Genomic DNA, 26,524 nt, shown 5'->3' with positions numbered 1-26,524 from the left:
CATCGCCGACACACCGAATGAGGTCCGATCGATGAACACCCTGCTCAGCGCCTCGGCGTCCACACCCTCCGGCGGAGCGGGCTCAGTCCTCGAGATCCGCGGCGGCCGGCCCCTGCGCGGACGCGTCGAGGTCAAGGGCGCGAAGAACCTCGCGACGAAGGCGATGGTGGCCTCCCTCCTCGGCGAGACCGAGAGTGTGCTCCGGGACGTGCCCGACATCAGCGACGTGCAGGTCGTGCGGTCGCTGCTCGAGGTCCACGGCGTGACGATCACCGACGACGGCGAGGGCGTGCTGCGGCTCGACCCGCGCGGCGCGGTGTCGGCCCATATGGAGGAGATCGACGCGCACGCCGGCGCCTCCCGCATCCCGATCCTCTTCTGCGGCCCGCTGCTGCACCTGCTCGGCCAGGCGTTCATCCCCGACCTCGGCGGATGCCGGATCGGCGACCGTCCGATCGACTTCCACCTCGACGCGCTGCGCGCCTTCGGCGCGACCGTCGACAAGCTGCCGAGCGGGATCCGCCTGTCGGCGCCCAACGGCCTGCACGGGGCGAACATCCAGCTGCCGTACCCCAGTGTCGGAGCCACCGAGCAGGTGCTCCTCACCGCCGTGCGCGCCAAGGGGACGACCGAGCTGCGGGGCGCCGCGATCGAGCCCGAGATCATGGATCTCATCGCGGTGCTGCAGAAGATGGGCGCGATCATCTCCTATGAGCCCAATCGCGTCATCTTCATCGAAGGCGTCGAGTCGCTGCGCGGCTACGACCACCGGTCGATCTTCGACCGCAACGAGGCGGCGTCGTGGGCGTGCGCGGCCCTCGCCACCGACGGTGACATCCTCGTCGCGGGCGCTAAGCAGCAGGAGATGCTGACCTTCCTCAACGTCTTCCGCAAGGCCGGTGGCGACTTCGACATCACGGAGGAGGGGATCCGGTTCCGCCGTGGCGGTCCGCTCAAGCCCGTCATGGTCGAGACCGACGTGCACCCCGGCTTCATGACCGATTGGCAGCAGCCGCTCATCGTGGCGCTGACCCAGGCCGACGGCGTGTCGACGGTCCACGAGACCGTCTATGAGAACCGTCTGGGGTTCACGCAGGCGCTCAACAAGATGGGCGCGGACATCGTCGTGCACCCCGAGGGTCTCGCCAGTCCCGACCGCCGGGTCGCGCGTCGCGCGCTCGAGCAGGCCGCCGTCATCACGGGTCCGACCCCGCTGCACGGCGCCGACGTCGTCGTCCCCGACCTCCGCGGCGGGTACAGCTACGTCATCGCCGCGCTGGCGGCGCAGGGCACCTCCACGGTGCGCGGCGTCGACATCATCCGGCGCGGCTACGAGAAGTTCCTCGACAAGCTCACGGCGCTCGGCGCCGACTTCGACGTCGTCGGATGAGCACGGCGCCCCGTCCTGCGCGGCGCGCCGCGTCGCCCGAGAAGACCCGGCCGAGCGTCTTCTGGCCGCTGGCGGCCGCCGTCATCCCCGCCGTGGGCTGGTTCGCGCGGATCGAGATCAGCGGCGCCGAGCACCTGCCCGCCGAGGGTCCCTACGTCCTCGCCCCCAACCACTACAGCGAGTTCGACCCGCTGATCATCGCCGTCGCGACCTGGCGCATGGGCCGCGCTCCCCGGTTCATGGCGAAGGAGAGCCTGTTCCGGGTGCCCGTCCTGGGCGCGGCGCTCCGTGCGACCGGCATGGTGCCCGTCGCCCGCTCCTCCTCGTCGGCGGCCGCGAAGGTGACGCTGGAGCAGTCCGAGGCGCTCGTCGAGCACGACCGCGGCGTCATCGTGTATCCCGAAGGCTCACTCACCCGTGACCCCGACATGTGGCCGATGCGCGGCAAGACCGGGGCGGTCCGGCTCGCCCTCGCCGGCGACATCCCCGTCATCCCGGTGGCCACGTGGGGCGTGCAGCGCATCCTACCCCGCTACGGCAAGCTCAGCTTCTGGCCGCCGCGCAAGCGCGTGCAGGTCAGGCTCGGCCCGCCCACCGACCTCGCCCCGTACCGCCGCCCCTCCGGTGGCGCCGCCCTGATCGCGGCGACCGACGCCGTCATGGCGGACATCTCGGGCCTGCTGGGCGAACTGCGCGGGGAGAACCCGCCCGCGGAGCGCTGGAACCCGGCGGCGCACGGGCAGAACGAAACGGGGCGCCTTGAACCCTAGATTGTCTGCGCGTCGGTCCGATTCCGCATTGCCCCGCGTCGCCGTGATCGGTGCGGGCAGCTGGGGCACGACCTTCGGCAAGGTGCTCGCCGACGGCGGCGCCCATGTCGTCATGTGGGCGCGGCGCGCCGAGCTCGCGCAGGAGATCCAGGAGGGGCACCGCAACAGCGAGTACCTCCCCGGCATCAACCTGCCGCGGTCGATGTCGGCCACCCATCATCTGTCCGAGGCGCTCGAGGGCGCATCGCAGGTGTACCTCGCGATCTCCAGCCAGGCGCTCCGACAGAACCTCAAGGCCGTCCGGCCGCTCGTGTCAGCCACCGACGCTCCGGTCGTCTCGCTGATGAAGGGCGTCGAGAAGCGCACCGGCCTGCGGATGAGTCAGGTCATCGAGCAGGAGCTGCACTGCGACCCAGCGCGCATCGCCGTGGCGTCCGGCCCCAACCTCGCCCTCGAGATCGCCCGCGAGCAGCCGACGGCCGCCGTCATCTCCTCGACGAGCCGGGAGACCGCCGAAGCCGTCGCGCTGCGCGCCCGGAACGCGTACTTCCGCACCTTCGTGAACACCGACGTCATCGGCACCGAGTTCGGCGGCGTGCTGAAGAACCTCATCGCCGTCGCCATCGGCATCGTCGACGGCGTCGGCTACGGCGAGAACACCAAAGCCTCCATCATCACGCGCGGCCTCGTCGAGATGACCGACTTCGCGGTGGCTCAGGGCGCCCAGCACGAGACGCTGCAGGGCCTCGCGGGCCTCGGCGACCTCATCGCGACCTGCCAGTCGCCCCTCAGCCGCAACAACACCGCCGGCCGCCTGCTCGGGCAGGGCTACAGCTTCCAGGACGTCGTGAAGCAGATGAACCAGACGGCGGAGGGACTCGCCTCGGTGGCGCCCGTGCTGCAGCTGGCGCGTGAGTCCGGCGTCGCGATGCCCATCGTCGAGCAGGTCAAGCGCGTGCTCGACGGCACGATGAACCCGCGCGACATCGCGCCCCATCTCACGACGGACGACGACAGGCCCACGGGCGAGAGGACCCAGAATGGACAGGACGGCGGTGGCGGTGCTTTTCGGCGGTCGCTCCAGCGAGCACTCGATCAGTTCCGCAACGGCCGGGGGCGTGCTGCGGGCGATTGACCGCGGCCGCTTCGACGTCATCCCCATCGGCATCACGCGCGACGGGGCATTCATCCTCGAGGACGACGACCCGGACAAGTTCGCGCTCGATCCCGGACACCTCCCCGAGGTGGTCGACAACGGCACCCGCATCCTCTGGCCCGATTCGGCGCGATCGCGCGAGCTGCGCGTGACGGATGCCGACGGCATCCGCTCCCTCGGCGAAGTCGACGTGGTCTTCCCGATCCTCCACGGCCGCTTCGGCGAGGACGGCACGATTCAGGGCTTCCTGGAGCTTCTCGACCTGCCGTACGTCGGGGCGGGCCTGCTGATGTCGGCGATCGGCATGGACAAGCACACCACCAAGAGCGTTCTGAAGGCCGCCGGTGTCCCCGTCGTGCCGTGGGTCACCGTCACCCGGCGCGACCTCGACCGCGACCGCACGCTGTGGGAGCGCCGGATCCGGGCCCTGGGGCTGCCCGCCTTCGTCAAGCCTGCTCGGGCTGGATCGAGCGTCGGCGTGTCGAAGGTGTCGGACTGGTCCGAGCTCGATGCGGCGCTGGACATCGCGTTCGCGGAGGATCCGGCGGTGCTCGTGGAGCAGGCGGTCGTCGGCCGCGAAGTCGAGTGCGGCGTCCTGGCCGGTCGCGACGGCGAGGGCCCGCGAGTGAGCGTCGCGGGGGAGATCGTCATCAGCGGGCGGGAGTTCTACGACTTCGACGCGAAGTACCTCGACGCTCCCGGCATCGACCTCGTCTGTCCCGCCGACCTGGCGCCGGGAGAGCTCGCCGAGATGCAGCGGATCGCCGTGCGCGCCTTCGAGGCCGTCGGCGGCGAGGGCCTCGCCCGCGTGGACTTCTTCTTCACCGGAACAGAGTTCTTCGTCAACGAGGTGAACACGATGCCGGGGTTCACGCCGATCTCGATGTTCCCGAAGTGCTGGATCGCCACCGGGATGAGCTACCCCGAACTGATCGGCGAGCTGATCGATCTCGCCCGCGTACGCTGAACCGTCGCGTCAGGTGGTGGGACGCTCGGTGCACGAGCGGCCGTCGGTCGGCAGCGTCTTCACGGCGGCCGCGAGGGCGTTCAGCACGTCGCGGCCGCTGACCGCGTCGTAGTCGAGATACACCTCGACGGCGGGCGTGCGCCCGAACGTGGTGAATCGGTAGTGCGGCGCCTCGCTGCCATCGATGAGCCAGTCGACGTTGTCCACGGTCTGGCAGTCGAGGGTCGAGGGGCCGGGCGCCGCCAGCCCGCACGTCAGAAGGACCGTCGCGGGGCTTCCCCATGCCCCGGTCGCCTGCGCGTCGGTCCAGCGGCGCTCCTGACCGTCGACGGTGTCGGGAAGGCGCACGCTGACCTCGGCGCAGGCGGGGTCGTTCGCACCCTTCGCCGGGGTCATCGAGACCGTCGAACTGCAGGCCGCACCGCCGAACATCACCGCGACGGCCAGGGGCAGGGCGAGCAGGCGGAGGCGGGGCACCCCTCCAGGCTACCGTGGAGGGATGACGGACCCCGGCGCGCAGACGGTCGGCGACCTGGGCGAGCGGGCGCTCCTCGCCCGCATCCTGGCCGTGCTCGGCGACGCGTCGCGGGCGGAGGTGGGGCCGGGGGATGACGCCGCCGTGCTGTCGGCGCCGGGCGGTCGCATCGTCGTGACCACCGACACGCTCGTGCACGGACCGGATTTCCGCCTCGCCTGGTCGGGTGGGTTCGACCTCGGGTTCAAGTCCGCGGCGGTGAATCTCGCCGACGTCGCGGCGATGGGTGCGCGTCCGACGGCGCTGTTCGTCGCGCTCGCGCTGCCCGACGAGACGACCGTCGGTTTCGTCGAGGATCTCGCGCGGGGGCTCCGCGAGGCCTGTGCCGATCTCGCCCCCGGATGCGCCGTCGAGGGCGGTGACCTCACGGCATCCGACACCCTGACGATCGCGGTGACGGCGATCGGCGTGCTCGACGGGAGGCCACCGGTGCTTCGCTCCGGTGCCCGACCGGGCGATGTCGTCGCGGTGGCGGGGGAGCTCGGCGCGGCCGCGCGCGGCCTTGCCCTGCTGTTCGATCGTTTCCGCGACGCGGAGGGGCGACCGGTGCCGGTGGATGCCGGGGCGCTGACCGCGGCGGAGCGCGACGACCTTGCGGCTCAGCTGCGGCCCCGGCCTCCGATCGCGCTGGGGCCGGTGGCGGCCGGTGCCGGTGCGACGGCGATGATGGACGTCTCGGACGGTCTGCTGCTGGACGCGACGCGCCTGGCCGACGCGTCGCGCGTGTCGATCGACCTCGATGCGGGGATGGATGCCGACGACCTCCGCGGCGGCGAAGGCCACGCCCTGCTGGTGTGCTTCCCGCCCGAGGTGCGCCTGCCGGCGGGCTTCCGCGCTGTGGGCCGCGTCGCCCCGCGCGAGGGGTCGCCGGCCGTCACCGTCGGCGGCGCACCCGTCACAGGCCACCTCGGCTGGGATCCGCACCGCGACTGGGACGCCGGCCGCGGCTGAGCCCCCGGCATCCGCCCGGAACGCCCCGCCGGGTCAGGCGCGGAGCGCCCACCACAGGGTCGTGTCGCCGTATTTCTTCGCGCGGTCGTGGGTGAGACCGGGCGGCAGCGAAGGCTCCGCGGAGCGCGAGGCGCGCTCGATCACGACGGTGGCCCCCGCGGCGAGGTGTGGCACGAGCAGCGACAGCGTCGAGGACAGCTCGGTCTCGCCGACATCGTAGGGCGGGTCGAGGAACACCAGGTCGAAGACGCCGTTCGCCGACCGCAGATACGCGTCGGCGCTCGCGCGGTGCACGCGAACGGATGCCCCCGGAACGGCCCGGCCGATCGCGCGGGCGTTCCGCTCGGCCACCGACGCGGCCCGGGACGCCTTCTCCACGAGGTCCGCCGAGGCCGCCCCGCGGCTGACGGCCTCGAGCCCCAGTGCCCCCGAACCGGCGTAGAGGTCGAGGACCGCCGCATCCGCGATGAGATCGGCCGACTCCAGCGCACTGAACAGCGACTCGCGCACGCGATCGCTCGTGGGTCGCGTGCCGGCATCGGGCACGGCGAGCGTCAGCGATCCGGCGGCTCCGGCGATGATGCGGGTCACAGCCTCACCCTAACCGCGTCAGACCGACGGCTCCGCGCCCTCGCTGCTCAGGCGCGGCTCGATGCGGCGCTCCGGGCGCAGCCCGGCCTTGTCGGCGTAGAACGCGCGGATGCGGTCCATGTCGGCGGCGACGTCCCCGGTGAGCTCGATCGTCGGCCCGAGCCCCGTTGTCATCGTGGTGCGGTCGACGTAGCCGAGCGTGACCGGCATCCCGGTCTCTCTCGCGATCCGGTAGAACCCGCTCTTCCAGTACGCGTTGCCGCCGCGGGTGCCGTCGGGGGTCACGACGAGGCTGAACACCTCGCCGGCGTTGACGCGGGCGACGATCTCGGCGACGACCCGGGCCGCGTCGGCCCGATCCACGGCGATGCCGCCCAGCGCCCGCATAACGGGGCCGCGCCAGCCGGCGAACAGGCTCGCCTTGCCGAGCCAGCGGATGTGGATGCCGAGGCGCCAGGCGATCGCCAGCATGAGGACGAAGTCCCAGTTCGAGGTGTGGGGAGCGCCCACGAGCACGGTCGGCCGCGTCGGCGCCGGCTCCGTGCGCAGGCGCCAGCGGCTGCACAGCCAGAACAGGCGGGCGAGAAGGCGGCGGATCACCCTGTCACTGTACGGCGCGGACGGGGTGTCGCCGCACCTGCATAGACTCGACGCATGCCCGTGCTGACGCTCGAGACGCGCCTCGTCGATGCGCTCGGCGCCGCGACGGCGAAGCTGTTCGAGCGCGCGTTCGGCATGGACACCGTCGCCGACCTGCTGACGCATTACCCGCGCCGCTACGCGCGACGTGGGGAGCTCACGCCGATCGATTCCCTGCCGCTGGGGGAGCAGGTCACCATCGTCGCCGAGGTGCGCTCGGTGTCATCGCGCTCGATGAAGCAGCGACGCGGGTCGATCCTCGAGGTCGTGATCAGCGACGGCGCTGGGGCGCTCGTGCTGACGTTCTTCAACCAGTCGTGGCGGCAGAACGACCTGCAGGTGGGACGTCAGGGCATCTTCTCCGGCAAGGTCGGTGTCTTCAAGGGGCATCAGCAGCTGACCCACCCCGATTACCAGCTGTTCGAGGACGTGGACCTCGCCCGGCTGACGGCCGAGGCGAACCAGAACACCCCCATCCCGATCTATCCCGCCACCAGCACCGTGGCCACGTGGCAGGTGCAGAAGGCGGTCGCCGATGTGCTGGGCAAGCTCGGCGACGTCGCCGACCCGCTGCCGGAGGAGTTCCGGCTCGCGCAGGGCCTCCTCGACATGCGCACAGCGCTGCAACGCATCCACGCGCCGGATTTCATCGATCAGGTCGACGCCGCGCGACGCACCTTGCGCATGCACGAGGCGTTCGTGCTGCAGACGGCGCTGCTGCAGCAGCGGCAGTTCGTGCGTGCCATGTCGGCCACCGCGCGCCGCCCGGGCGCCCTGCTGGCCGCCTTCGACGAGAGCCTGCCGTTCGCGCGGACGCCCGATCAGATCGCCGTCGGCGACCGGATCAGCGCGGACCTCGCCGGCGACTGGCCGATGAACCGTCTCGTGCAGGGCGAGGTCGGCTCCGGAAAGACGCTCGTCGCGTTGCGTGCCATGCTGCAGGTCGCCGAGTCCGGCGGCCAATCCGCGCTCATCGCCCCGACCGAGGTGCTCGCCGCGCAGCACGTGCGCTCCATCGCACGGATGCTGGGGCCGCAGCTCGCCCCCGAGCTCATGCCGACGCTTCTCACCGGGCAGCTGCCGGCGGCGGAGCGTCGCAAGGCGGCGCTGCGCGCGGCATCCGGTCAGGCACGGATCGTCGTCGGCACCCATGCGCTGCTGAGCGCGTCCACGACGTTCGCCGACCTCGGCCTCGTCGTCGTGGACGAGCAGCACCGTTTCGGTGTCGAACAGCGTGAGACGCTGCGCGCGAAGGGCACGGCCCCGCACGTGCTCGTGCTGACCGCGACCCCGATCCCGCGCACCGTCGCGATGACGGTCTTCGGCGACCTCGACGTCTCCACGATCCGCACCATGCCGGCCGGCCGTGCCGGCATCGCCACCCACGTCGCGCCGCTGGCCGAGAAGCCCGCCTGGTTCGCCCGGGTGTGGGAGCGGGTGGTCGAGGAGGTCGCCGCGGGGCACCAGGTGTTCGTCGTCTGCGCCGCGATCGACGCCGAGGCGACGGGGAAGGATGCGAAGGATGCCGCCGATGAGGCGCCGGTGCTCGAGGGCGAGCAGCCGCGCACCCGCTGGGGGGTGGTTCAGGTGCGGGAGATGCTCGCGCAGCTTCCGGCATACGACGCGCTGCGCGTCGAGACGCTGCACGGACGCATGCCGGGGGAGCAGAAGGATGCCGTGATGCAGGCGTTCGCGCGCGGCGAGATCGACGTGCTCGTCGCTACGACGGTCGTCGAGGTCGGTGTGGACGTCCCCAACGCGTCGACCATGGTGATCCTGGAGGCCGATCGGTTCGGCGTGTCCCAGCTGCACCAGCTGCGCGGCCGCGTCGGTCGCGGCGCCGTTCCCGGGCTCTGCCTGCTCGTCACCGAGGCTCCCGCCGGCAGCCCCGCCCGCTCCCGCGTGGACGCCGTCGCGGCCACGACCGACGGCTTCGCGCTCGCGGAGGTCGACCTCGAGCTGCGCGGTGAGGGCGACGTTCTGGGCGACGCCCAGTCGGGCGCGCGCACGTCGCTGCGCCTGCTGCGGGTGGTCGCCGACGCGGACCTCATCGCGCTCGCGCGTGCGGCGGCGGAGCAGGTGCTCGACGAGGACCCGGCACTGCTGCGGCATCCCGGCCTCGCCGCGGCCATCGAACGGCGGGTGGGCCAGCAGGAGCGCGCCGCACTCGCGAAGAACTGACGCGGCGCGGCACATGGCTGATCGATCGCAGCGCGTCGAAATCCCACCCCGCCGCGCCGTTAGGCTGAACGCATGAACAACCGCATCGCGGTCGTCCCTGGATCCTTCGACCCGCCGACCCTCGGACACCTCGACGTCATCCGCCGCGCGGCCGCGCTGTACGACGAGCTGCACGTGCTCGTCGTGCACAACCCCGGCAAGGAGGCGATGCTCCCGATCGCGCAGCGTCTGACGCTCCTGGAGCAGTCCATCGCCGAGCAGGAGATCGAGGGCAACGTCATCGTCGCGTCGTGGAGCATGGGTCTGCTCGTCGACTACGCCGAGGACGTCGACGCGGGCGTGCTCGTCAAGGGCATCCGCTCACAGGTCGACGTGGCCTACGAGACGCCGATGGCGATCGTGAACCGTCACCTCGCCGCGATCGAGACCGTCTTCCTGCTGCCCGACCCTGCACACGCGATGGTCTCCAGTTCGCTCGTGCGCCAGGTCGCTGCTCTCGGCGGCGACGTCGCACCGTTCGTGCCCGGACCCGTGGCCCGCTTCCTCGACACCGGCGCGCGCGAGGGCTGACGGCCCCCGCGGTGCCGCCGGCGGATAGCATTGCCGGGTGGTCAGAAAGCATGTGAGCGGTCCGTTCGTCTTCCCGGTGCGTGACATCGCGCACCGCGCCGGAGAGATGCGGGAGTTCGACGTCGAGGTGCCCGCCCCGGCCAAGTGGGGCGAGGGGCTCGTGTACGTGGCACAGGGCGAACCTGTGCAGCTGCGGGTGCGACTCGAGTCCGTGCACGAGGGCATCCTCGTCACGACAGAGGTGGACACGACGTACCGCGGGGTGTGCGGGCGCTGTCTCGAGGACATCGACCGGCCTGTCGAAGTCGAGTTTCAGGAGCTCTTCGGGTATCCTGGGACGGAAGCGACCGACTTCGAGGTTCAAGACGACCACGTGGATCTTGAAACTCCGGTCAGGGATTCGATCGTCCTGTCGCTTCCGTTCCAGCCGGTGTGCCAGCCGGACTGCCCCGGCCTTGATCCGGTCACGGGCGACAAGCTGGCCGCAGGAACCGTGCCGGAAACCCCGATCGACGAGCGCTGGGCCGCGCTGAAGGCCCTCACCCCAGACCAGGACGATGTGGCCGCGCGCCCCCTCGCCTCCGATACAGAGAAGAGCTAGCCATGGCAGGTAACCCCCCGAAGCGGAAGGTCTCCCGCTCCAACACCCGTTCGCGTCGCGCGCAGTGGAAGGCCGAGGCGCCCGCCCTCGTCAAGACCGTCGAGAACGGCAAGGTCGTCTACAGCCGCCCGCACCAGGCGAAGGTCGTCACCGACTCGCAGGGCACCGAGCTGTTCCTCGAGTACAAGGGCCGCAAGGTCGCCGACATCTGATCGCGGCAGCTTCCCGATGACGGATGCTGTGACGGAGCACGCGGTGCTCACCGACAAGCTCGGGGTCGACATCGACCCCGAGCTTCTGTCGCTGGCGCTCACGCACCGCTCCTTCGCGTATGAGAAGGGCGGGACGCCGCACAACGAGCGGCTGGAGTTCCTCGGCGACTCGATCCTCGGCCAGGCCGTGACGGTCCACCTGTTCACGACCCACCCCGAACTCGATGAGGGCGCGCTGGCCAAGCGACGCGCGAGTGTCGTCTCCACCGTCGCGCTGGCCGAAGTCGCCCGCAGCATCGGGCTCGGCGCGCATCTGCGCCTGGGCCGCGGCGAGGATCAGACGGGCGGCCGCGACAAGGACTCGATCCTCGCCGACACCATGGAAGCCGTCATCGGTGCCGCCTATCTGTCGGCGGGTCCGGATGCCGCAACCGGCCTCGTGCTCCGGCTCGTGCAGCCGCTCATGGCCGACCCCGAGCGATACGGCGCGGCCATGGACCCGAAGACCAGCCTGCAGGAGCTCGCGGCGCGACTTGATCTCGCCCCGCCGGCGTACGTCGTGGAGGCCGAGGGCCCCGACCACCACCGCGTCTTCACCGCGACCGTCGCTGTCGGCGATGTCGCCCGCAGCGGTACCGGGTCGAGCAAGAAGCAGGCGGAGATGGCCGCTGCCCTCGCCGTCTGGCACGCGCTGAGCGACCGTGCCTGAACTGCCCGAGGTCGAGGTCGTCAGGGCGGGACTGGAGCCGGCCGTCGTCGGCGCGCGCATCGTCGCGGTCGATGCTCACGACCCGCGGGCACTGACCCGCCACACCGGAGATGCCGCGTCGTTCGAACGCGCCCTCACCGGTCGCACCATCACGGCGGCGGCGCGGCGGGGCAAGTTCCTGTGGCTGCCACTGTCCGCATCGGCGGAGGCCGGCGCCCGAGGACCGCGGAAGGCCGTCGTGGCCCACCTCGGCATGAGCGGCCAGCTGCTGCTGCGGGCCCCCGGCGCCCCCGACGAGCGTCACGAGCGCGTGCGCCTGCACATCCAGCATCCGTCGCACGGCGAGATCGACGTCGTCTTCAGCGACCAGCGCACGTTCGGATCACTCGCCGTCGACACCCTGGTCCCGACCCCCGACGGCGCCGCGGGCGGATGGGGGACGGATGCCGCGGCCACCCCGTCGCAAGTGGCGCACATCGCCCGCGACGCGCTGGACCCCGCCGTCGACGACCGCGCCGTGATCGCTGCGGTCCGCGCGAAGCGCTCCGCGATCAAACGCGTGCTGCTGGATCAGACGGTGCTCAGCGGAATCGGCAACATCTATGCCGACGAGGCCCTCTGGGCGGCGCGCATCCACCCCGAGACCCCCGCCGCCGCGCTGTCGGCGCGGGCGGCGGGGCGCCTGCTCGCCGATGTGCGCGCGGTGCTGCAGAAGGCGCTGGCCGAGGGCGGCACGAGCTTCGACGCGCAGTACGTGAATGTCAACGGTCAGGCCGGTTACTTCGCGCACTCGTTGAACGCATACGGGCGGACGTCGCAGCCGTGCCCTCGCTGCGGCACGCCGATCGTCCGCGTGTCGTTCACCAACCGGTCGAGTCACTTCTGCCCGCGCTGTCAGCGGCGCCGGTGACCGTTCACCTCACGACAGCACCTTCTTCCACGCGCCCTCGTACACGACGGGGACGAAGCCGATCGCCTCGTTGATGTCGAGCATCGGACGGTTCTCCTCCGCGTTGTAGGTGATCACCTTCGGCGAGGCTGGGGCCTCGGTCGCGCGCCACCGGGTCAGGCCCGCGCACTTGACGAGCTGTCCCAGCTTGTGGCCACGGTGCTCGCGCAGGACGAGGGTGTCCTCCTGGTGGCTGGCCGCGTCGGGGTCGCCGCCGCGCACCAGCTCGTTGAAAGCGACGAGCCCGCCCGTGGCTTCGTGCACAGCCGCGGTCACGAGAACCGTCTGACCTGCGGCGATGTACTTCGCATCATGACGGGCGACCCGGTCGGCATCCCACACTTCCTCGTCGACCTCGAGATCGGCGTTGGGGGCGTCGGTCGACATGCGCGACTTCATCCACGCGTAGCCCTCGACGTACTCGGCCGGCGTGGGGAGGTTCCATTGCACGACGCGATAGCCCTCCGCGGCACGTTTCGCCTCGGCGAGGAGGGTCGCGACCGTTTCGTCCGCGGTGGTGAGATCGAGCGCGCTCTGCCGGTTGATCTGCTCGAGCGTGTATCCGTGCCGTAGGAAGAAGCGGGCGGCGTGGTCCGTCGGGATCGAGCCGAAGCCGGTCGGCGCCTCCAGGCGCGGACCCGGGGCATCGCGGTGCTCGGCCCACGACTGCAGCACGGTCCGGCCGTGCGTCCGCGCCGTCTGCTCGATGAGCTCGTACGCGGCGGAGCCGATGCCCCGCCCGTGGTGGCTCGCGAGCAATTCGATCAGCCAGTAGGCGGTGCGCGAGCCCTCCTCCAGCGGGATGTCGACGCCGGCGCGGCCGATGAAAACGCCGTCGGCGACGACCGCCCACGCGTGGCGGATCTCGTCGACATCGCTCTGGTAGTGCGGCAGCAGTTCTGCCGGCGTCTTGGCGTCGTCATCGTTGCCGGACATCTCGCGGTACACGAGGTTGCGTACGCGGGTGAACTCGCGGAAGTCGGCGGCATCGGTGTCGTCGACGGATGCCGGGATGGTGAGGGGTCGGAACTCGACCCCGGGGATGTGGCTCATGGGATGTCCTGGGTGGTGTCGGTGTCGGTGATCGTCTGCCGGCTCTTCGGCCGGGGCGTCGTGATGACGCCCCGGCCGAAGGGGAGCGGCGTCACAGGAACGGGCGGATCTGCAGGAGACGCTGCCAGTCCTGCTCCCGCTGCAGCCGATCGCGCTGAGCGAGCCGGAGGCGGCGGTTCTCATGTGAGGTGGCGTCGAGCGATGACGCGGTGAAGGGATGCATGATGTGCGGTTCTTTCGTGAGGGAGCGAGCGCTCCGAAGGCGGTGCCGGGCTGCGGCAGCGGCGCGTGGTCGCGGAGGCGACGAAGGCGCGAGAAGGGCGTGCGGGATGCTCAGGTCCGTCCCCGGACGGAGTTCTCCCGTGCGACGGTCAGCCGGCCGTGCGGCGGAATGCGCCGAAGGAGCCGGTCCCGGTGAACGCAACGACGGGAGCGAGCGCTCCGGCGGTGTCAATGTGCATCATCATTTCTGGGACCTCCTCTCGACTTCAGACGCGATCTGTCACGCTAGACCCTCCGCATGCGCCGCGTCAAGACGGGATTGCGGATCGGTTCCGCTAGCGTGGTCCGCACACCCTGCCCGCGGAGGACGCCCGAATGCATTTGAAGAGCCTGACGCTCAAGGGCTTCAAGTCGTTCGCCCAGCCGACGACCTTCGCGCTCGAACCCGGCGTGACCTGCATCGTCGGACCCAACGGGTCGGGCAAATCGAACGTCGTCGACGCCCTCGCCTGGGTGATGGGCGAGCAGGGCGCCAAGACGCTGCGCGGCGGCAAGATGGAGGACGTCATCTTCGCCGGGACGTCCACGCGCGGCCCGCTCGGCCGTGCCGAGGTGCAGCTCACGATCGACAACGCCGACGGCGCGTTGCCGATCGAGTACTCCGAGGTCACGATCAGCCGGACGCTGTTCCGCAACGGCACCAGCGAGTACGCGATCAACGGCGACAGCTGCCGCTTGCTGGACGTGCAGGAGCTGCTGAGCGACTCCGGCCTCGGCCGCGAGATGCACGTCATCGTGGGTCAAGGGCGCCTGGACAGCGTGCTGCAGGCGAGCCCCGAGGACCGCCGCGGCTTCATCGAGGAGGCCGCCGGCATTCTCAAGCACCGTCGCCGCAAGGAGAAGACGCTCCGCAAGCTCGAGGCGATGGAGGCGAACCTCACGCGGCTCAGCGACCTCGCGGGGGAGTTGCGTCGACAGTTGAAGCCGCTCGGCAAGCAGGCGGAGATCGCGCGGGAGGCCGCCACGATCGCGGCTGTCGTGCGTGACGCCAAGGCGCGGCTGTTCGCCGACGATCTCGTGGGGCTTCGGGCACAGCTGGCCGACCATGCGCGCAACGAGCAGGAGCGACACGCCGAGCGTCTGGTGCTGCAGGACCAGGCCGAGCAGCTGAAGCTGCACATCGACGCGCTGGAGGCTCAGCAGCGTTCTGAGGCCGTCGACGCCGCCCGGAGCACCGCCTTCGCGCTGGAGCGTGTGCAGGAGCGACTGCGCGGGCTCTACTCGTTGGCGGGGCAGCGGCTCGCGCTGCTGGAGGACGACGGACAGCTCGCGATCGAGGTCACGACCGTCAGCCAGGGCGCGATCGACGAGGCGCGCGCCGAAGTCGACGAGATCGCCGCGGGTCTCGGCGGTGCGCAGGATGCCGCCGCCACCGCCGGCCGCGACGTCATCCGGGCGCGCGCCGAGCTCGACGCCCTCGACGCCGACATCGCGGCGCAGAGCGCGCTCGTCTCCGAGCACGATATGCGGCTGACGAAGTTGCGCGGCGCCGCCGATGCCGCGGGATCCCGCCTGGACGCGGTGCGCGCGGCGGTGGAGCGCCAGCAGCGCGCCCTCGAGGCGGCCCAGCAGCGACGCGCCGAGGCCGAGGAGGTGCTCGCCGGCGTCGATCCCGACCTCGTCCCGGAGGGATCCTCTGCGGAGCACGCGGCGGCGTACGAACGTGCCCAGCGTGACGCCGCCGACGCCGAGGCCCAGGTGTCGGCGCTGCGGGAACGCCTGCACGCGGCCGAACGCGAGGTCGAGTCGCTCACCGCGCAGTCCGCGGCGCTGAGCCGCGCCCTCGATGTGCGCAACGCGGCCGCTGCCCTCATCGAGCGCGGTGGCCGTGGCATCCGAGGGCTGGTCGGTGACGCCGTGAAGGTGAAGCCGGGGTTCGAGGCCGCCGTCGCCGCCGCACTCGGCGCGCTGTCGGAGGGCGTGCTCGTCGACGACATCGCCGCCGCCCTCGACGTGGCGCGCACGGCGCGCGAGGACGACCTCGGCCGCGTGGACATCCTGCTGGCGTCGGCGTCGGCCCCCGCACCGGATCTCACCGGCGTCGAAGGGGCGACGCCGGCGGCCGATGTCGTGACCGGGCCGGAGGGCGTGCGGGGTCTGCTCGCCTACGTCGCGATCGTCCACGACCTCGCGGCCGCACACGACGCCGCACGCACGCTCACGACGGCGACGGCGGGGGCGCCGGTGACCATCGTGACCCGAGCGGGCGAGGTCGTCACGCCGTTCACCGTGCGTGCAGGTTCCGGCGGCGGCCGCTCTCGCCTGGAGCTCGCGGCGGAGCGGGACGGCGCCGAGGAGCGGCTGGCCGAGATCCGCGTCGTCGCCGATTCGCTGCGGGAGGCGCTGGCCGAGGCGCAGGCGGCGTGGGAGTCGGCACGGCGCCACACGAAGGACGCACTGCAGAGCCTCCGCGAGCACGATGCCGCCCTCGCCGCGCACACCGAGCAGGTCAACCGCGCGACCGTGCGGCACGAGGCTGCCGTCGCGGAGTGCGAGCGCCTCGAGGCTGGTCTCGGCCAGGCGCAGGCGGCGGTCGCCGACGCCGAGAAGACCGCGCGTGCCGCGGACGACGCCCTGCAGACGGCACAGCAGGCCCCGCGCCCCATCCTCGACGCGTCGGCGCGGGACGGCCTGCTCGAGGCGTTGGAGACGGCCCGTGACCGTGAGATGCGCGCGCGACTCGAGGTCGAGACCCTCAAAGAGCGCGTCCGCGCCGGCGAGGCACGCGTGGACCAGCTCGTCCGCCAGCGCGAGCGCGAACGCGTCGCGGCCGAGGAGGCCGCCCGGCGCGCGGTCATCCGCCGTGCGCAGCGGGAGCTGGCCGCCGAGGTCGCCGAGACGCTGCCGCCGGTGCTCGACTCGGTCGACCGTTCGGTCACGCAGGCGCGTGTCGAGCTCCAGCTGGCCGAGCAGGCTCGCAGCGCGCTGACGAGCGAGCTCACCGCGCTGCGCGCGGAGGATGCCGCCGTCCGCGAGCGGCTGAGCCGGCTCACCGAAAGCGTCCACGGGCTCGAGCTGCAGATGCACGAGAAGCGTCTGCACGTGACGAGCCTGCTCGAACGCGTCGCGTCCGAGCTCAGCCTCGACGAGAATATTCTTGTTTCGGAATATGGACCTGATCAGCCGATCCCCGCCGACGACGGCGAGGGGGAGCCGACGCCGTTCGATCGTGCGGCTCAGCGGCGGCGGCTGCAGGAGGCCGAGCGCAAGCTCGGGCAGCTGGGCCGCGTCAATCCGCTCGCGCTCGAGGAGTACGCGGCGCTGGAGCAGCGTCACGCGTTCCTCACCGAGCAGCTCGCCGACCTGGTCCAGACCCGCACCGACCTGCAGACGATCATCGCCGACCTCGATGAGCGGATGCAGACGATCTTCCTCGCGGCGTTCGAAGACACCAAGACGGCGTTCGGCGAGGTGTTCCCGATCCTCTTCCCGGGAGGGTCGGGCAGCATCTCGCTGACCGATCCCGACAACCCGCTCACGACGGGCATCGAGGTGTCGGTGCGTCCGGTGGGCAAGAAGATCGAGCGCCTGTCACTGCTGTCCGGCGGTGAGCGGTCGCTCGCCGCGGTCGCGCTCCTGACGGCGATCTTCAAGGCGCGGCCGAGCCCGTTCTACATCCTCGACGAGGTCGAGGCCGCGCTCGACGATGCGAACCTTGGGCGACTGCTCGGGGTGTTCGAGCAGCTGCGTGCGTCGAGCCAGCTCATCGTCATCACTCATCAGAAGCGCACCATGGAGATCGCCGACGCGCTCTACGGCGTCTCGATGCGGCAGGACGGCGTCTCGGCCGTCGTCGGGCAGCGCGTGCGCGAGCGCGAGGCCGTCTGACGCCGGAGGCGACGGACGCGCCTCTAGGCTGGAACCATGGCGGAGAACTCCTGGTCGCTCGGTCGCGCGCTGCGCGGCATGTTCGTCAAGCCCACGATCGACGAGAACACGTGGGAGGACCTCGAGACGGCGCTCCTCACGGCGGATTTCGGCCCCGACATCACGGAGCGGATCGTGGAGGAGTTGCGGGAAAAGGTCGAGCGCTTCCGCACGACCGATCCGCGTGACCTGCAGCGGATGCTGAAGGAGACCCTCGAGGAGCACTTCGCCAAGTTCGACACCACGCTGCGACTCACCGAGCGTCCGGCCGTCGTGCTGGTGGTCGGGGTGAACGGCGTCGGCAAGACGACGACGATCGGCAAGTTCGCGAAGTTCCTGCAGCGCTACGGTCGCTCCGTCGTGGTCGGGGCGGCCGACACCTTCCGCGCCGCCGCCGTCGACCAGCTCGCGACATGGGCCGAGCGCGGGGGAGCGACGATCGTGCGGCCCCAGCACGAGGGTCAGGACCCGGCATCCGTCGCCTATCAGACCATCGACTACGCAAAGCAGCACGGCACCGAGATCGTCCTCGTCGACACGGCGGGACGACTGCACACCAAGAACGGGCTCATGGACGAGCTGACGAAGATCCGCCGCGTCATCGAGAAGCAGGCGCCGATCAGCGAGGTGCTGCTCGTGCTCGATGCGACGACGGGCCAGAACGGCGTCATGCAGGCCGAGTCCTTCCTCGAGCATGCCGGAGTGACCGGGCTCGTCCTGACGAAGCTCGACGGGTCGGCCCGGGGCGGGTTCGTGCTCGCCGTGCAGGAGCGCACCGGCATCCCGGTCAAGCTCCTCGGCCAGGGTGAGGGCATCGGCGACCTCACCGGCTTCACGCCGCACGTCTTCGCCGCGGCGCTGGTGGACTGAGGCGCCGGAGGGTGGTTGCATAGGGCCATGGCGATCGAGCACGACTACTTCGGACTGCTGGAATCGGGACCCGACGGTTCGATCTTCTGGTCGGAGGTGGTCGACTTCGCCGATCAGCGGGTGACGGTCGACCTCACCGCTCCCGACCAGGACGACGTGTCCCAGGCCGCCCTCGACGTCGCCGCCGCGATGATCTCCTCGCTCGAGCAGATCGACCTGGCGTCGCGGAACGCCATGGTCGCCGAGCTCGACGACCGCACGAGTGAGGTCACGGAGTACCTGCTGCAGCAGCAGGAGAGCCTCGGGGAAGACCTCGACGATGTGCTGGTGGACATCTCCGGCGACGTCCACATCGACATCATCCGCTCGCTGCAGCTGGTGAGCATGACGATCCTCGCCGACGAGCACGGCGGCTCCGACCCGTTCGCGGTGCTGGAGTATGCGCTCGATCCCGACGCCACCGACGAGGTTCTCCTCGTGAACCTCACGAGCGACGGCGACGTGCAGTCGGTGACGAGCGCCGACTGACTCAGACGGCCTGGGCGAACCCCAGGTCGGCGTCTGCCAGGTGCGCGAGGTCCGCGGGCAATGCGCGCCCCTTCGCCGCCATCGACCGCGCCCAGAGGCGCCCCGCGCGATAGGACGAGCGCACGAGGGGGCCGGCGAGGACCCCGAGGAAGCCGATCCGTTCGGCCTCCTCCTTGAACTCGACGAACTCCTGCGGCTTCACCCAGCGTGCGACCGGCAGGTGGCGTGGCGTCGGACGCAGGTACTGCGTGATCGTCACGATGTCGGTGCCGGCGTCATGCAGATCCTGCAGTGCGTGCACGACCTCCTCGGGCTCTTCGCCCATCCCGAGGATCAGGTTCGACTTCGTGATGAGCCCGGCGTTCCGCGCCTGCGTCAGCACGTCGAGGGAGCGCTCGTACCGGAACGCGGGTCGGATGCGCTTGAAGATACGCGGGACCGTCTCGACGTTGTGGGCGAAGACCTCGGGCCGCGCATCGAACACCTCGCTGAGCAGCGCGGGCTCGCCGTTGAAGTCGGTCGCGAGCAGTTCGACGCCCGTTCCCGGGTTGACGGCGTGGATCTGACGGATCGTCTCGGCGTTGAGCCACGCCCCGCCGTCGGGCAGGTCGTCGCGGGCGACGCACGTCACGGTGGCGTAGCGCAGCTGCATCCGGCGGACGCTGTCCGCGACGCGACGCGGCTCGTCGGTGTCGTAGGCGGCCGGCTTGCCGGTGTCGATCTGGCAGAAGTCGCAGCGGCGCGTGCACTGCGAGCCGCCGATGAGGAACGTCGCCTCGCGGTCCTCCCAGCACTCGTAGATGTTGGGGCACCCGGCCTCCTGGCAGACCGTGTGCAGCTCCTCGCCCTTCACGAGCGCCTGCAGCGCCTGGTACTCCGGCCCCATCTTGGCCTTGGTCTTGATCCACTCCGGCTTGCGCTCGATGGGGGTCTGCGCGTTGCGCACCTCGAGACGCAGGAGCTTGCGCCCCTCCGGTGCGTTCGCGGGACCCGCCTCGCCGGTCGGAGTCACACCGCAGCCGCTCATGCCGCGACCTCGGATCCGGACACGGGGGCGGCGAAGGATGCCTGGAAGGCGGCGCTCACGGCATCCACCACGTCGACGGGGCGGATGTCGCGACCGAGCATTTCGGAGAGGGTCGTGACCCCGGCATCCGAGATGCCGCACGGGACGATCTGCGAGAACGGCAGCAGGGAGTTGTCACAGTTGAGCGCGAAGCCGTGCATCGTGACGCCCCGCTGCACACGCACGCCGATCGCGGCGATCTTGTCCTCGGACAGGGGCCGACGCACCCACACACCGCTGCGCCCTTCGACGCGATAGCCGTCGACGCTGAGACCCGCGAGCACGTCGATGAGGATCCCTTCGAGTCGCCGCACGTGCGCGACGACGTCGACGGGCTCGTGCAGCCGCACGATCGGGTACCCGACGAGCTGACCCGGACCGTGCCACGTGATCTTGCCGCCGCGGTCGACGTCGACGACCGGCGTCCCATCCGTCGGCCGTTCGTGCCGAGCCGTACGGGCGCCGGCAGTGAACACCGGCTCGTGCTCGACGAGCAGCAGGGTGTCCGGACGCGTCCCGGCGACGACGTCGGCGTGGATCTCGCGTTGCAGGGCCCAGCCCTCGGTGTAGGGGACGAGGTCGGGCGCGAGCCCCACCGTGCGGATGTCGAGCATCGTCTCTCCTGACTGGTCTGCCGTCGCGTTTCTTGGACGCAGACCAACAATACGTCACGGCGGCGCCGCGAGCGCTCGCGTTAGGGTGAGCGCATGCACCTCGACCCGCTCCGCGTCGAACTGAGGCCCGCGCCGGGGGAGCCCGCGGTCGGCGCGTGGCAGCGCACTCCGGTCAGCCAGCTGACCGCGCACCTCACCTCGGTCGCCGAACGCCCGGGGCGCACCCGGATCATCGCGGTCGACGGCCGCAGCGGCGGCGGCAAGTCGACCCTGGCGGCGCGTCTCGTCGATCACCTGCCCGGCGCCGTGCACATCGGCACGGATGACTTCGCGTGGCACGCCCCGATGTTCGCGTGGAGTCCGCTCGTGCTCGAAGGGCTGGTTGCACCGCTCGCGGCGGGGCGCGACGTGCACTACCGCCCGCCCGCGTGGGATGCCCACGAGCGCGCCGGTGCGATCGATGTGCCGGCGGCCACGACCTTCGTTGTGCTCGAGGGCGTGGGTGCCGCGTGCCGCGAGCTCGCCGACGTCGTCGATGCCGTCGTCTGGGTGCAGTCCGACGTCGCCGAGGCCGAGCGCCGCGGCATCGCCCGCGATATCGCGCACGGAGGGAACGGGGACGAGGCGGCATCCATCGCCTTCTGGCACGACTGGATGGCCGCCGAGCTCGCCTATCAGGACGCGCAGCGCCCGTGGACCTGCGCCGACGTCATCGTCGCGGGGACGCGTCCGGAGGGCGATGTCGACGGTGACGTCTTGTGGGTGCCGGGGCCGCTGCGATGAGCGCGGGCGCCGACGCGCGCGGACGGCCCCGGGCGACCTCGCGCGACACGATCGCGGAGGCGGCCTGTGAGCTGTTCCTCGAGCGCGGCTACGCGGACACGACCGTCGCGGAGATCACTCGCCGCGCGGGCGTGAGCCGGTCGAGCTTCTTCAACTACTTCGGCTCGAAGGCCGATGTCCTCTGGGGCGGGTTCGATGGGCGGATGGATGCCGCGGTGGCGGCGCTGACCGCGGGCACGCCGGTGCGGGACGCGCTGCACACGCTCGTGGACCGCTTCGCCCCCGACGCGCTCGCGCTTGCGATCACGAACGCCGACGCGATGGGCATCGCCGGCGACCTCGACGACGAGCGGGCGCTGCGCACCGGACGGCTCGCCCGTGCCGTGTCGGACCGGCTCGTCGCGGGCGGTGCACCGCGGCTCATCGCAGACGTGCGGGCGGGGGTGGCTGCCGCGGCCGTTCTCGCCGCTGTGTGGGCGTGGGCGTCCGCCGGCACCGCGCGCGGCGACCTCGGCGGCCTTCTCGACGAGGCCCTCGCCGCGGCATCCGTCCTCTCTGACTCGGGGCGCAGTCGAGTCCACGACACCAACTGCAAGGGATGCTGCGCGACACGCCGCGATTGCGCCCGCGCCTGCGGCGTGTCGCGGCACCGAACTTGCCGTTAGCTTGCGCGCCGGGCGCGGAAGACGCGGCCGGTAGAATCGAGCCATCATGGCGACTTTCGGCACCCTCAGCGACCGGCTGACAGAGACGTTCCGCAACCTCCGCACCAAGGGCAAGCTCACGCCCGCCGACGTCGACGGGACTGTCCGCGAGATCCGGCGTGCGCTGCTCGATGCCGACGTGGCGCTGCCGGTCGTGAAGGACTTCACGGCGAAGGTGCGCGAGCGCGCGCTCGGCGACGAGGTCAACAAGGCCCTGAACCCCGCGCAGCAGGTCGTGCAGATCGTCAACGAGGAGCTCATCGCGATCCTCGGCGGCCAGCAGCGTCGCCTGCAGTTCGCGAAGACCGCCCCGACCGTCATCATGCTCGCGGGCCTGCAGGGTTCCGGTAAGACGACCTTCGCGGGCAAGCTCGCCAAGCAGCTCGAGAAGGACGGCCACACGCCGCTGCTCGTCGCCTGTGACCTCCAGCGCCCCAACGCCGTCAACCAGCTGCAGGTCGTCGCCCAGCAGGCCGGCGCCGCGATCTACGCCCCCGAGCCGGGCAACGGCATCGGCAACCCCGTGAAGGTCGCGAAGGACGGCGTGGATTACGCCCGGCAGAAGCAGCACGACGTCGTCATCATCGACACCGCCGGCCGCCTCGGCGTCGACGCCGAGCTGATGAAGCAGGCCTCCGACATCCGCAAGGCCACCGACCCCGACGAGGTCCTGTTCGTCATCGACGCGATGATCGGTCAGGATGCCGTGAACACCGCCAAGGCGTTCCAGGACGGCGTCGACTTCACCGGTGTCGTGCTGTCCAAGCTCGACGGCGACGCGCGGGGCGGTGCGGCGCTGTCGGTGGCATCCGTCACGGGCCGACCCATCATCTTCGCGTCGACCGGCGAGGGCCTCGACGACCTCGAGGCGTTCCACCCCGATCGCATGGCCAGCCGCATCCTCGACCTCGGTGACATCCTCACCCTCATCGAGCAGGCGCAGCAGGCGTTCGACGAGGAAGAAGCGCGCAAGGTCGCCGAGAAGCTTGCGACCGAGCAGTTCACGCTGGAGGACTTCCTCGAGCAGCTGCAGCAGATGAAGAAGATGGGCTCGATGAAGAAGATGCTCGGGATGCTGCCGGGCATGGGCCAGATGAAGCAGCAGCTCGAGAACTTCGACGATCGTGAGATCGACCGCACCGAGGCCATCATCCGATCGATGACGCCGGGGGAGCGGCGCAACCCCAAGGTCCTGAACGGGTCCCGCCGGCTGCGCATCGCGCGCGGGTCGGGAATGACCGTGACCGACGTCAACCAGCTCGTGCAGCGGTTCGATCAGGCGGCGAAGATGATGAAGACCGTCGCGCGCGGCGGGGTTCCCTCGATCCCCGGCATGGGATCGCTCGGCGGCAAGCCCGGCGCCTCGGCCAAGCGCGGGAACAAGCAGAAGAAGGGCGGCGGCTCGCGGTCGGGCAACCCCGCCAAGCGCGCGGCAGAGAACGCCGGCATCGCCGCGGCCGCGCAGACCGCGCCGACCGGTTCGGGCTTCGGTCTGGGAGGCGGCGCACCGCAGCCGTCCGAGTCCGACCTCGCTGAGATCCAGAAGTTCTTCGGCAAGGGCTGACCCGCATCGCCCCGAGGGCAGCGCAGTGGAAGCGCACGCCCCGGGCGCACGTCGGGCCGGCGCGCGCACCAACTAGTCTGATCGAAACGTCGTCGGGCCCGTGTCGGCGCCCACGGGAGAGGGCGCGGGTATATTGCGGTGACACAGACGACACTCTTCGACCGTGATACGCCGCTCTACATCGAGAGCGCGTCGGGCGTGCTGCCGAAGTTCCCCGCTCGCCGGTGGAAGCGATGGTTGCTCCGATTCGGATTCTTCCTCATCTTCGCCGCTGTCGCGGTGTGGTTCGAGATCGCCTCCGACGGGCAGCAGACCGCGACGGCCAACGCGGAGCTGGCAGCGCGCATCGCCGATCTCCGACTCGGGGCGGGCATCGAGCCCATCGAGGCGCTCCATCCGCTGATCACCGGCATACTTGCATCCGTCATCCCCGGTGGTGCGTTCGGACTGTCGATCGCAGGCTGTGTCGTCGGGGCATTCCTCGTGCAGCTGATCGTCCAGTCGCTGGAGCGCAAGGCGGTTCCTCGCCCGCTCGCGGTGGCGCTCGTCGTGACGCTCAGCCTGACGCCGATGTTCTTCTACATCGTCACGACGAACTTCCAGGCCGTGCTGAGCCTGACATTCTTCGGGTTCGCGATGATCGCACTCCTGCGCTTCACCACGTTCGCCAACACGCAAGCGGGATTCCGTGCGGGCTTGCTGCTGGCACTAGCTGCGTTCTCGGACACGACCGCGGCGTTCGCCGTGCTCGTCGTCGCGGCGGCCAGCCTGGTCCTGGTGCAATCCCGGCAACGTGCCCGCCTCGCCAATGCGCTCGTGATCGCCTATCCCACCGTCGCGTTCTACGCGGCGTTCGCGGCGCTCGGAGTCGCTTTCCGGGTGGGGCCGTTCGCCATGCTCGGGGGTGCCCCTGCGTGGAGTCAGTCGAACGCCGACACGCTGCTCAGCGCTCTGGCCACCCCGGCCGGTGCGCTCTACTACTCGCCCACGGTCGTGATCGCTCTCGCCGCGGGCGTGCTGGGATACCTGTGGCTCGGGCTTGTCGGGGTGCTCCTGACCGTCAGCACCACGCTCGCGTACCTCCTCGGCTACGCGCCCCCGGGCACCGCGGGCAACAGCTTCGTCATGTCGCTGCTGTTCGCCATCGCCCTCATCCAACGGCCGCGTACGCGCCCGCACGCATGGATCCTCGGGGGGACGGCTCTCCTGCTCCTGTGCATCGGCTGGGTGAGCGCATTCGGACGTCCCACCATCCTCACCTGGATGTCCACTCTCACGGGAGGCGCGCTATGACCGGACCGGATGTCGCCTCCGCACTGCTCGAGCGCGAGCTCCGTCACGAATACGTCCGGAATGGGTGGCTCCCCCTGCGTCGCGAGGGCGACGTCGTGGTCGTCGGGGCGGCGCAGCCGCTCGGGCGCTCCCAACGGGCTCGGGTCGAGAAGCTGATCGGCTCGCCGATAACCGTCGAGCCGATGCTGCAGTCGCGGATCGTCGGCGCTGTCATGGCGCAGTTCGGGGCGGACTTCGCTTTTGAGGCGTCGGAGGGGCTGGCGCAGCGCGACCAGGAGCTGTCGGCCAAGACGGTCCTCTCCCGCACGCAGCAGGTGTGCTTGGCCGTCGTCCTGATCCTTCTCGTCGCCGCGGGGATCCTCTGGCCTCTGCAGACGCTGATCACCGTGATCGGCGCCGCGAGCGTCGTCTTTCTCGCCTCGACCGTGTTCAAGTTCAGCATCGCGCTGTTCGGCTCGCGCTTCGATCTCGCCGAGCGCATCGCCGCCGACGATCTGAGGGCGCTGGAGGACGACGAGCTCCCGATCTACACCGTGCTGGTGCCCGTGTTCCGCGAGGCGCGCATCGTGGGCAGGCTCGTGGAGAACCTCGGCCGCTTGGACTACCCCGCCGAGCGCCTCGAGGTTCTCATCCTGGTCGAGGAGGAGGACGACGAGACCCGGGATGCGATCGCCCTGTCGAACCCGCCCGACAACTTCGTCGTCGTCACGATTCCGAAGGGGACCCCGCAAACCAAGCCGCGCGCCTGCAACGTCGGGCTGCAGGTGGCTCGCGGGGAGTTCCTGGTCATCTACGACGCGGAGGACGCGCCGGAGCCGGACCAGCTCAAGAAGACCGTGGTCGCCTTCCACCGAAGCACCCCCGAGACCGTCGTCATGCAGGCGGCGCTCAATTACTTCAACGCGCGGGAGAACGTGCTCACCCGCATGTTCGCCCTCGAGTACAGCTACTGGTTCGACTACATGCTGCCCGGGCTCGACGTGCGCGACCTCCCGATCCCGCTCGGCGGCACGTCCAACCACTTCCGCACCGCGGCGCTGCGGGAGCTCGGCGGCTGGGACCCCTACAACGTGACCGAGGACGCCGACCTCGGGATCCGCGCGAGTGCCCTGGGATACCGCGTCGGCGTCGTCGACTCCACCACGATGGAGGAGGCGACCTCCCGGATCGGCATCTTCATCGGTCAGCGCAGCCGCTGGATCAAGGGGTATATGCAGACCGCCCTCGTGCATGCCCGCCGCCCCGTGCGCCTGCTGCGCAACATCGGGTGGCGTCGATTCGGGGCGTTCGCCCTGCTCATCGGTGGAACGCCCATCACCTTCCTCGGTGTCATCCCGTTCACGGTGATCCTCATCGCGTCGTTCCTGGTTCCGCTCGCCGAGTTGAGCGCGGTATTTCCGCCGCTGGTGCTGTGGCTCTGTCTTCTCAACTTCGTCGCCGGCAACACGCTGATGGTCTACCTGAACATGATGGGACCGTACAAGCGCGGGGCGTTCCGGCTCGTCGCGTGGGCGCTGCTGAACCCCATCTACTGGTTGTTGCACTCCATTGCGTCCTACAAGGCGCTGTGGCAACTCATCACGAAGCCGCACTACTGGCAGAAGACCGAGCACGGATTATCGGAATGGGTCCCCGAAGCGGATGCCGAGGGGATCGCCCGGACCGGTAGCGCGCCGTAG

The 26,524-nt window shown here is 70.6% G+C and carries 26 protein-coding genes; 19 read left to right on the top strand and 7 right to left on the bottom strand.

All coding sequences use genetic code 11. From position 1 onward, the window contains the following. The first annotated feature begins 31 nt into the window (after nucleotides 1-31). The 4 genes from murA to ACPYN4_RS05445 are packed head-to-tail and all read left to right on the top strand — an operon-like array spanning nucleotide 32 to nucleotide 4,283. Nucleotides 32-1,390 (top strand): UDP-N-acetylglucosamine 1-carboxyvinyltransferase, encoded by a 1,359-nt coding sequence (gene murA, locus ACPYN4_RS05460; protein WP_287269609.1) that lies wholly within the window; start codon nucleotides 32-34, stop codon nucleotides 1,388-1,390. Beyond that, on the top strand, nucleotides 1,387-2,160 hold the full coding sequence (locus ACPYN4_RS05455) for a lysophospholipid acyltransferase family protein (RefSeq protein ID WP_281653408.1): 774 nt from the start codon (nucleotides 1,387-1,389) through the stop codon (nucleotides 2,158-2,160). The genes murA and ACPYN4_RS05455 overlap by 4 nt, the downstream gene beginning before the upstream one ends. Further along, entirely contained in the window at nucleotides 2,150-3,295 is a 1,146-nt protein-coding gene (locus ACPYN4_RS05450; RefSeq protein ID WP_424445813.1) for an NAD(P)H-dependent glycerol-3-phosphate dehydrogenase, read from the top strand. The genes ACPYN4_RS05455 and ACPYN4_RS05450 overlap by 11 nt, the downstream gene beginning before the upstream one ends. Further along, on the top strand, nucleotides 3,201-4,283 hold the full coding sequence (locus tag ACPYN4_RS05445) for a D-alanine--D-alanine ligase family protein (RefSeq protein ID WP_281653406.1): 1,083 nt from the start codon (nucleotides 3,201-3,203) through the stop codon (nucleotides 4,281-4,283). Before ACPYN4_RS05450 ends, ACPYN4_RS05445 begins: the two co-directional genes overlap by 95 nt. Before the next feature lie 9 nt (nucleotides 4,284-4,292). Here the strand turns inward: ACPYN4_RS05445 and ACPYN4_RS05440 are convergent, their stop codons facing one another. Continuing rightward, complete coding sequence (locus ACPYN4_RS05440; protein WP_424445812.1) at nucleotides 4,293-4,760, bottom strand: DUF3515 family protein; 468 nt, start codon at nucleotides 4,758-4,760, stop codon at nucleotides 4,293-4,295. 22 nt (nucleotides 4,761-4,782) lie between these two features. On the opposite strand from ACPYN4_RS05440, the gene thiL reads away from it, so the two are divergent. Beyond that, nucleotides 4,783-5,769 carry a thiamine-phosphate kinase gene (gene thiL, locus ACPYN4_RS05435; protein ID WP_424445811.1) on the top strand — a complete coding sequence of 329 codons (987 nt, stop codon included), beginning with the start codon at nucleotides 4,783-4,785 and terminating at the stop codon, nucleotides 5,767-5,769. 33 nt (nucleotides 5,770-5,802) lie between these two features. On the opposite strand, the gene rsmD is transcribed toward thiL, so the two are convergent. Beyond that, entirely contained in the window at nucleotides 5,803-6,360 is a 558-nt protein-coding gene (gene rsmD, locus ACPYN4_RS05430; RefSeq protein WP_239281849.1) for a 16S rRNA (guanine(966)-N(2))-methyltransferase RsmD, read from the bottom strand. Nucleotides 6,361-6,378: 18 nt separating this feature from the next. Further along, the gene (locus tag ACPYN4_RS05425) at nucleotides 6,379-6,960 is read right to left on the bottom strand and encodes a 1-acyl-sn-glycerol-3-phosphate acyltransferase (RefSeq protein WP_239281850.1); all 582 of its coding nucleotides are present in this window, start codon (nucleotides 6,958-6,960) and stop codon (nucleotides 6,379-6,381) included. A gap of 54 nt (nucleotides 6,961-7,014) precedes the next feature. Here ACPYN4_RS05425 and ACPYN4_RS05420 point away from each other — a divergent pair, with 54 nt between their 5' ends. The 6 genes from ACPYN4_RS05420 to mutM all read left to right on the top strand — a co-directional run bounded on the left by ACPYN4_RS05420 (nucleotide 7,015) and on the right by mutM (nucleotide 12,182). Next, complete coding sequence (locus ACPYN4_RS05420; protein WP_315549076.1) at nucleotides 7,015-9,180, top strand: ATP-dependent DNA helicase RecG; 2,166 nt, start codon at nucleotides 7,015-7,017, stop codon at nucleotides 9,178-9,180. 72 nt (nucleotides 9,181-9,252) lie between these two features. Then, a complete protein-coding gene (gene coaD, locus ACPYN4_RS05415; RefSeq protein WP_239281852.1) occupies nucleotides 9,253-9,750 on the top strand; it encodes a pantetheine-phosphate adenylyltransferase in 498 nt (165 codons plus the stop codon). Nucleotides 9,751-9,802: 52 nt separating this feature from the next. Continuing rightward, entirely contained in the window at nucleotides 9,803-10,351 is a 549-nt protein-coding gene (locus ACPYN4_RS05410) for a YceD family protein (protein ID WP_424445933.1), read from the top strand. A gap of 2 nt (nucleotides 10,352-10,353) precedes the next feature. Next, nucleotides 10,354-10,563: a 50S ribosomal protein L32 gene (rpmF, locus tag ACPYN4_RS05405; protein WP_040165203.1), complete on the top strand. Its 210-nt coding sequence runs from the start codon at nucleotides 10,354-10,356 to the stop codon at nucleotides 10,561-10,563. A gap of 16 nt (nucleotides 10,564-10,579) precedes the next feature. Then, nucleotides 10,580-11,272: a ribonuclease III gene (gene rnc / locus ACPYN4_RS05400; RefSeq protein ID WP_239281853.1), complete on the top strand. Its 693-nt coding sequence runs from the start codon at nucleotides 10,580-10,582 to the stop codon at nucleotides 11,270-11,272. Then, the gene (gene mutM / locus ACPYN4_RS05395; RefSeq protein ID WP_281653401.1) at nucleotides 11,265-12,182 is read left to right on the top strand and encodes a bifunctional DNA-formamidopyrimidine glycosylase/DNA-(apurinic or apyrimidinic site) lyase; all 918 of its coding nucleotides are present in this window, start codon (nucleotides 11,265-11,267) and stop codon (nucleotides 12,180-12,182) included. The genes rnc and mutM overlap by 8 nt, the downstream gene beginning before the upstream one ends. Nucleotides 12,183-12,191: 9 nt before the next feature. Here mutM and ACPYN4_RS05390 read toward each other — a convergent pair whose 3' ends face one another. After that, entirely contained in the window at nucleotides 12,192-13,274 is a 1,083-nt protein-coding gene (locus tag ACPYN4_RS05390) for a GNAT family N-acetyltransferase (RefSeq protein WP_287269639.1), read from the bottom strand. A 91-nt stretch (nucleotides 13,275-13,365) separates the two neighbouring features. Beyond that, nucleotides 13,366-13,497, bottom strand: a complete 132-nt coding sequence (locus tag ACPYN4_RS05385; RefSeq protein WP_275445327.1) for a hypothetical protein — start codon at nucleotides 13,495-13,497, stop codon at nucleotides 13,366-13,368. A 374-nt stretch (nucleotides 13,498-13,871) separates the two neighbouring features. On the opposite strand from ACPYN4_RS05385, the gene smc reads away from it, so the two are divergent. Genes smc through ACPYN4_RS05370 form a run of 3 tightly spaced genes read left to right on the top strand, consistent with a single transcriptional unit; the run spans nucleotide 13,872 to nucleotide 18,821 of the window. Then, on the top strand, nucleotides 13,872-17,384 hold the full coding sequence (gene smc / locus ACPYN4_RS05380; protein WP_424445810.1) for a chromosome segregation protein SMC: 3,513 nt from the start codon (nucleotides 13,872-13,874) through the stop codon (nucleotides 17,382-17,384). A 36-nt stretch (nucleotides 17,385-17,420) separates the two neighbouring features. Then, nucleotides 17,421-18,293: a signal recognition particle-docking protein FtsY gene (ftsY, locus tag ACPYN4_RS05375; protein WP_239281857.1), complete on the top strand. Its 873-nt coding sequence runs from the start codon at nucleotides 17,421-17,423 to the stop codon at nucleotides 18,291-18,293. Between the two features lie 27 nt (nucleotides 18,294-18,320). Further along, nucleotides 18,321-18,821, top strand: a complete 501-nt coding sequence (locus tag ACPYN4_RS05370) for a DUF2004 domain-containing protein (protein ID WP_076690635.1) — start codon at nucleotides 18,321-18,323, stop codon at nucleotides 18,819-18,821. Between the two features lies 1 nt (nucleotide 18,822). Here the strand turns inward: ACPYN4_RS05370 and lipA are convergent, their stop codons facing one another. After that, complete coding sequence (lipA, locus tag ACPYN4_RS05365) at nucleotides 18,823-19,848, bottom strand: lipoyl synthase (RefSeq protein ID WP_424445808.1); 1,026 nt, start codon at nucleotides 19,846-19,848, stop codon at nucleotides 18,823-18,825. Continuing rightward, nucleotides 19,845-20,501: a lipoyl(octanoyl) transferase LipB gene (lipB, locus tag ACPYN4_RS05360; protein ID WP_424445807.1), complete on the bottom strand. Its 657-nt coding sequence runs from the start codon at nucleotides 20,499-20,501 to the stop codon at nucleotides 19,845-19,847. The genes lipA and lipB overlap by 4 nt, the downstream gene beginning before the upstream one ends. A gap of 93 nt (nucleotides 20,502-20,594) precedes the next feature. Here lipB and ACPYN4_RS05355 point away from each other — a divergent pair, with 93 nt between their 5' ends. The 5 genes from ACPYN4_RS05355 (at nucleotide 20,595) to ACPYN4_RS05335 (ending at nucleotide 26,524) form a co-directional block, all read left to right on the top strand. Further along, the gene (locus ACPYN4_RS05355) at nucleotides 20,595-21,284 is read left to right on the top strand and encodes a uridine kinase family protein (RefSeq protein ID WP_424445806.1); all 690 of its coding nucleotides are present in this window, start codon (nucleotides 20,595-20,597) and stop codon (nucleotides 21,282-21,284) included. Continuing rightward, nucleotides 21,281-21,949, top strand: coding sequence for a TetR/AcrR family transcriptional regulator (locus tag ACPYN4_RS05350; protein WP_424445805.1), 669 nt, complete (start codon nucleotides 21,281-21,283; stop codon nucleotides 21,947-21,949). Before ACPYN4_RS05355 ends, ACPYN4_RS05350 begins: the two co-directional genes overlap by 4 nt. Nucleotides 21,950-21,995: 46 nt before the next feature. Beyond that, nucleotides 21,996-23,552, top strand: a complete 1,557-nt coding sequence (ffh, locus tag ACPYN4_RS05345) for a signal recognition particle protein (protein WP_424445804.1) — start codon at nucleotides 21,996-21,998, stop codon at nucleotides 23,550-23,552. A gap of 138 nt (nucleotides 23,553-23,690) precedes the next feature. Continuing rightward, nucleotides 23,691-24,845: a hypothetical protein gene (locus tag ACPYN4_RS05340; protein ID WP_315549101.1), complete on the top strand. Its 1,155-nt coding sequence runs from the start codon at nucleotides 23,691-23,693 to the stop codon at nucleotides 24,843-24,845. Then, nucleotides 24,842-26,524, top strand: a complete 1,683-nt coding sequence (locus tag ACPYN4_RS05335) for a glycosyltransferase (RefSeq protein WP_424445803.1) — start codon at nucleotides 24,842-24,844, stop codon at nucleotides 26,522-26,524. Before ACPYN4_RS05340 ends, ACPYN4_RS05335 begins: the two co-directional genes overlap by 4 nt.

The sequence above is a fragment of the Microbacterium sp. CH-015 genome, assembly GCF_049707015.1.
GTDB classification, from domain to species: domain Bacteria; phylum Actinomycetota; class Actinomycetes; order Actinomycetales; family Microbacteriaceae; genus Microbacterium; species Microbacterium aurum.
The sequence above is the reverse complement of the archived record's forward strand: the minus strand, read 5'-3'. Positions and strand labels throughout refer to the sequence as shown.

What these genes read in the sequence shown, in the direction of transcription:
- rnc (WP_239281853.1), top strand. Translation starts at nt 10,580, where the DNA reads ATGACGGATGCTGTGACGGAGCACGCGGTGCTCACCGACAAGCTCGGG.
- rpmF (WP_040165203.1), top strand. Translation starts at nt 10,354, where the DNA reads ATGGCAGGTAACCCCCCGAAGCGGAAGGTCTCCCGCTCCAACACCCGT.
- ffh (WP_424445804.1), top strand. Translation starts at nt 21,996, where the DNA reads ATGGCGACTTTCGGCACCCTCAGCGACCGGCTGACAGAGACGTTCCGC.
- murA (WP_287269609.1), top strand. Translation starts at nt 32, where the DNA reads ATGAACACCCTGCTCAGCGCCTCGGCGTCCACACCCTCCGGCGGAGCG.
- ACPYN4_RS05355 (WP_424445806.1), top strand. Translation starts at nt 20,595, where the DNA reads ATGCACCTCGACCCGCTCCGCGTCGAACTGAGGCCCGCGCCGGGGGAG.
- ACPYN4_RS05350 (WP_424445805.1), top strand. Translation starts at nt 21,281, where the DNA reads ATGAGCGCGGGCGCCGACGCGCGCGGACGGCCCCGGGCGACCTCGCGC.
- smc (WP_424445810.1), top strand. Translation starts at nt 13,872, where the DNA reads ATGCATTTGAAGAGCCTGACGCTCAAGGGCTTCAAGTCGTTCGCCCAG.
- ACPYN4_RS05390 (WP_287269639.1), bottom strand. Translation starts at nt 13,274, where the DNA reads ATGAGCCACATCCCCGGGGTCGAGTTCCGACCCCTCACCATCCCGGCA.
- ACPYN4_RS05385 (WP_275445327.1), bottom strand. Translation starts at nt 13,497, where the DNA reads ATGCATCCCTTCACCGCGTCATCGCTCGACGCCACCTCACATGAGAAC.
- ACPYN4_RS05445 (WP_281653406.1), top strand. Translation starts at nt 3,201, where the DNA reads ATGGACAGGACGGCGGTGGCGGTGCTTTTCGGCGGTCGCTCCAGCGAG.
- lipB (WP_424445807.1), bottom strand. Translation starts at nt 20,501, where the DNA reads ATGCTCGACATCCGCACGGTGGGGCTCGCGCCCGACCTCGTCCCCTAC.
- ftsY (WP_239281857.1), top strand. Translation starts at nt 17,421, where the DNA reads ATGGCGGAGAACTCCTGGTCGCTCGGTCGCGCGCTGCGCGGCATGTTC.
- ACPYN4_RS05335 (WP_424445803.1), top strand. Translation starts at nt 24,842, where the DNA reads ATGACCGGACCGGATGTCGCCTCCGCACTGCTCGAGCGCGAGCTCCGT.
- ACPYN4_RS05370 (WP_076690635.1), top strand. Translation starts at nt 18,321, where the DNA reads ATGGCGATCGAGCACGACTACTTCGGACTGCTGGAATCGGGACCCGAC.
- thiL (WP_424445811.1), top strand. Translation starts at nt 4,783, where the DNA reads ATGACGGACCCCGGCGCGCAGACGGTCGGCGACCTGGGCGAGCGGGCG.
- lipA (WP_424445808.1), bottom strand. Translation starts at nt 19,848, where the DNA reads ATGAGCGGCTGCGGTGTGACTCCGACCGGCGAGGCGGGTCCCGCGAAC.
- ACPYN4_RS05420 (WP_315549076.1), top strand. Translation starts at nt 7,015, where the DNA reads ATGCCCGTGCTGACGCTCGAGACGCGCCTCGTCGATGCGCTCGGCGCC.
- ACPYN4_RS05455 (WP_281653408.1), top strand. Translation starts at nt 1,387, where the DNA reads ATGAGCACGGCGCCCCGTCCTGCGCGGCGCGCCGCGTCGCCCGAGAAG.
- coaD (WP_239281852.1), top strand. Translation starts at nt 9,253, where the DNA reads ATGAACAACCGCATCGCGGTCGTCCCTGGATCCTTCGACCCGCCGACC.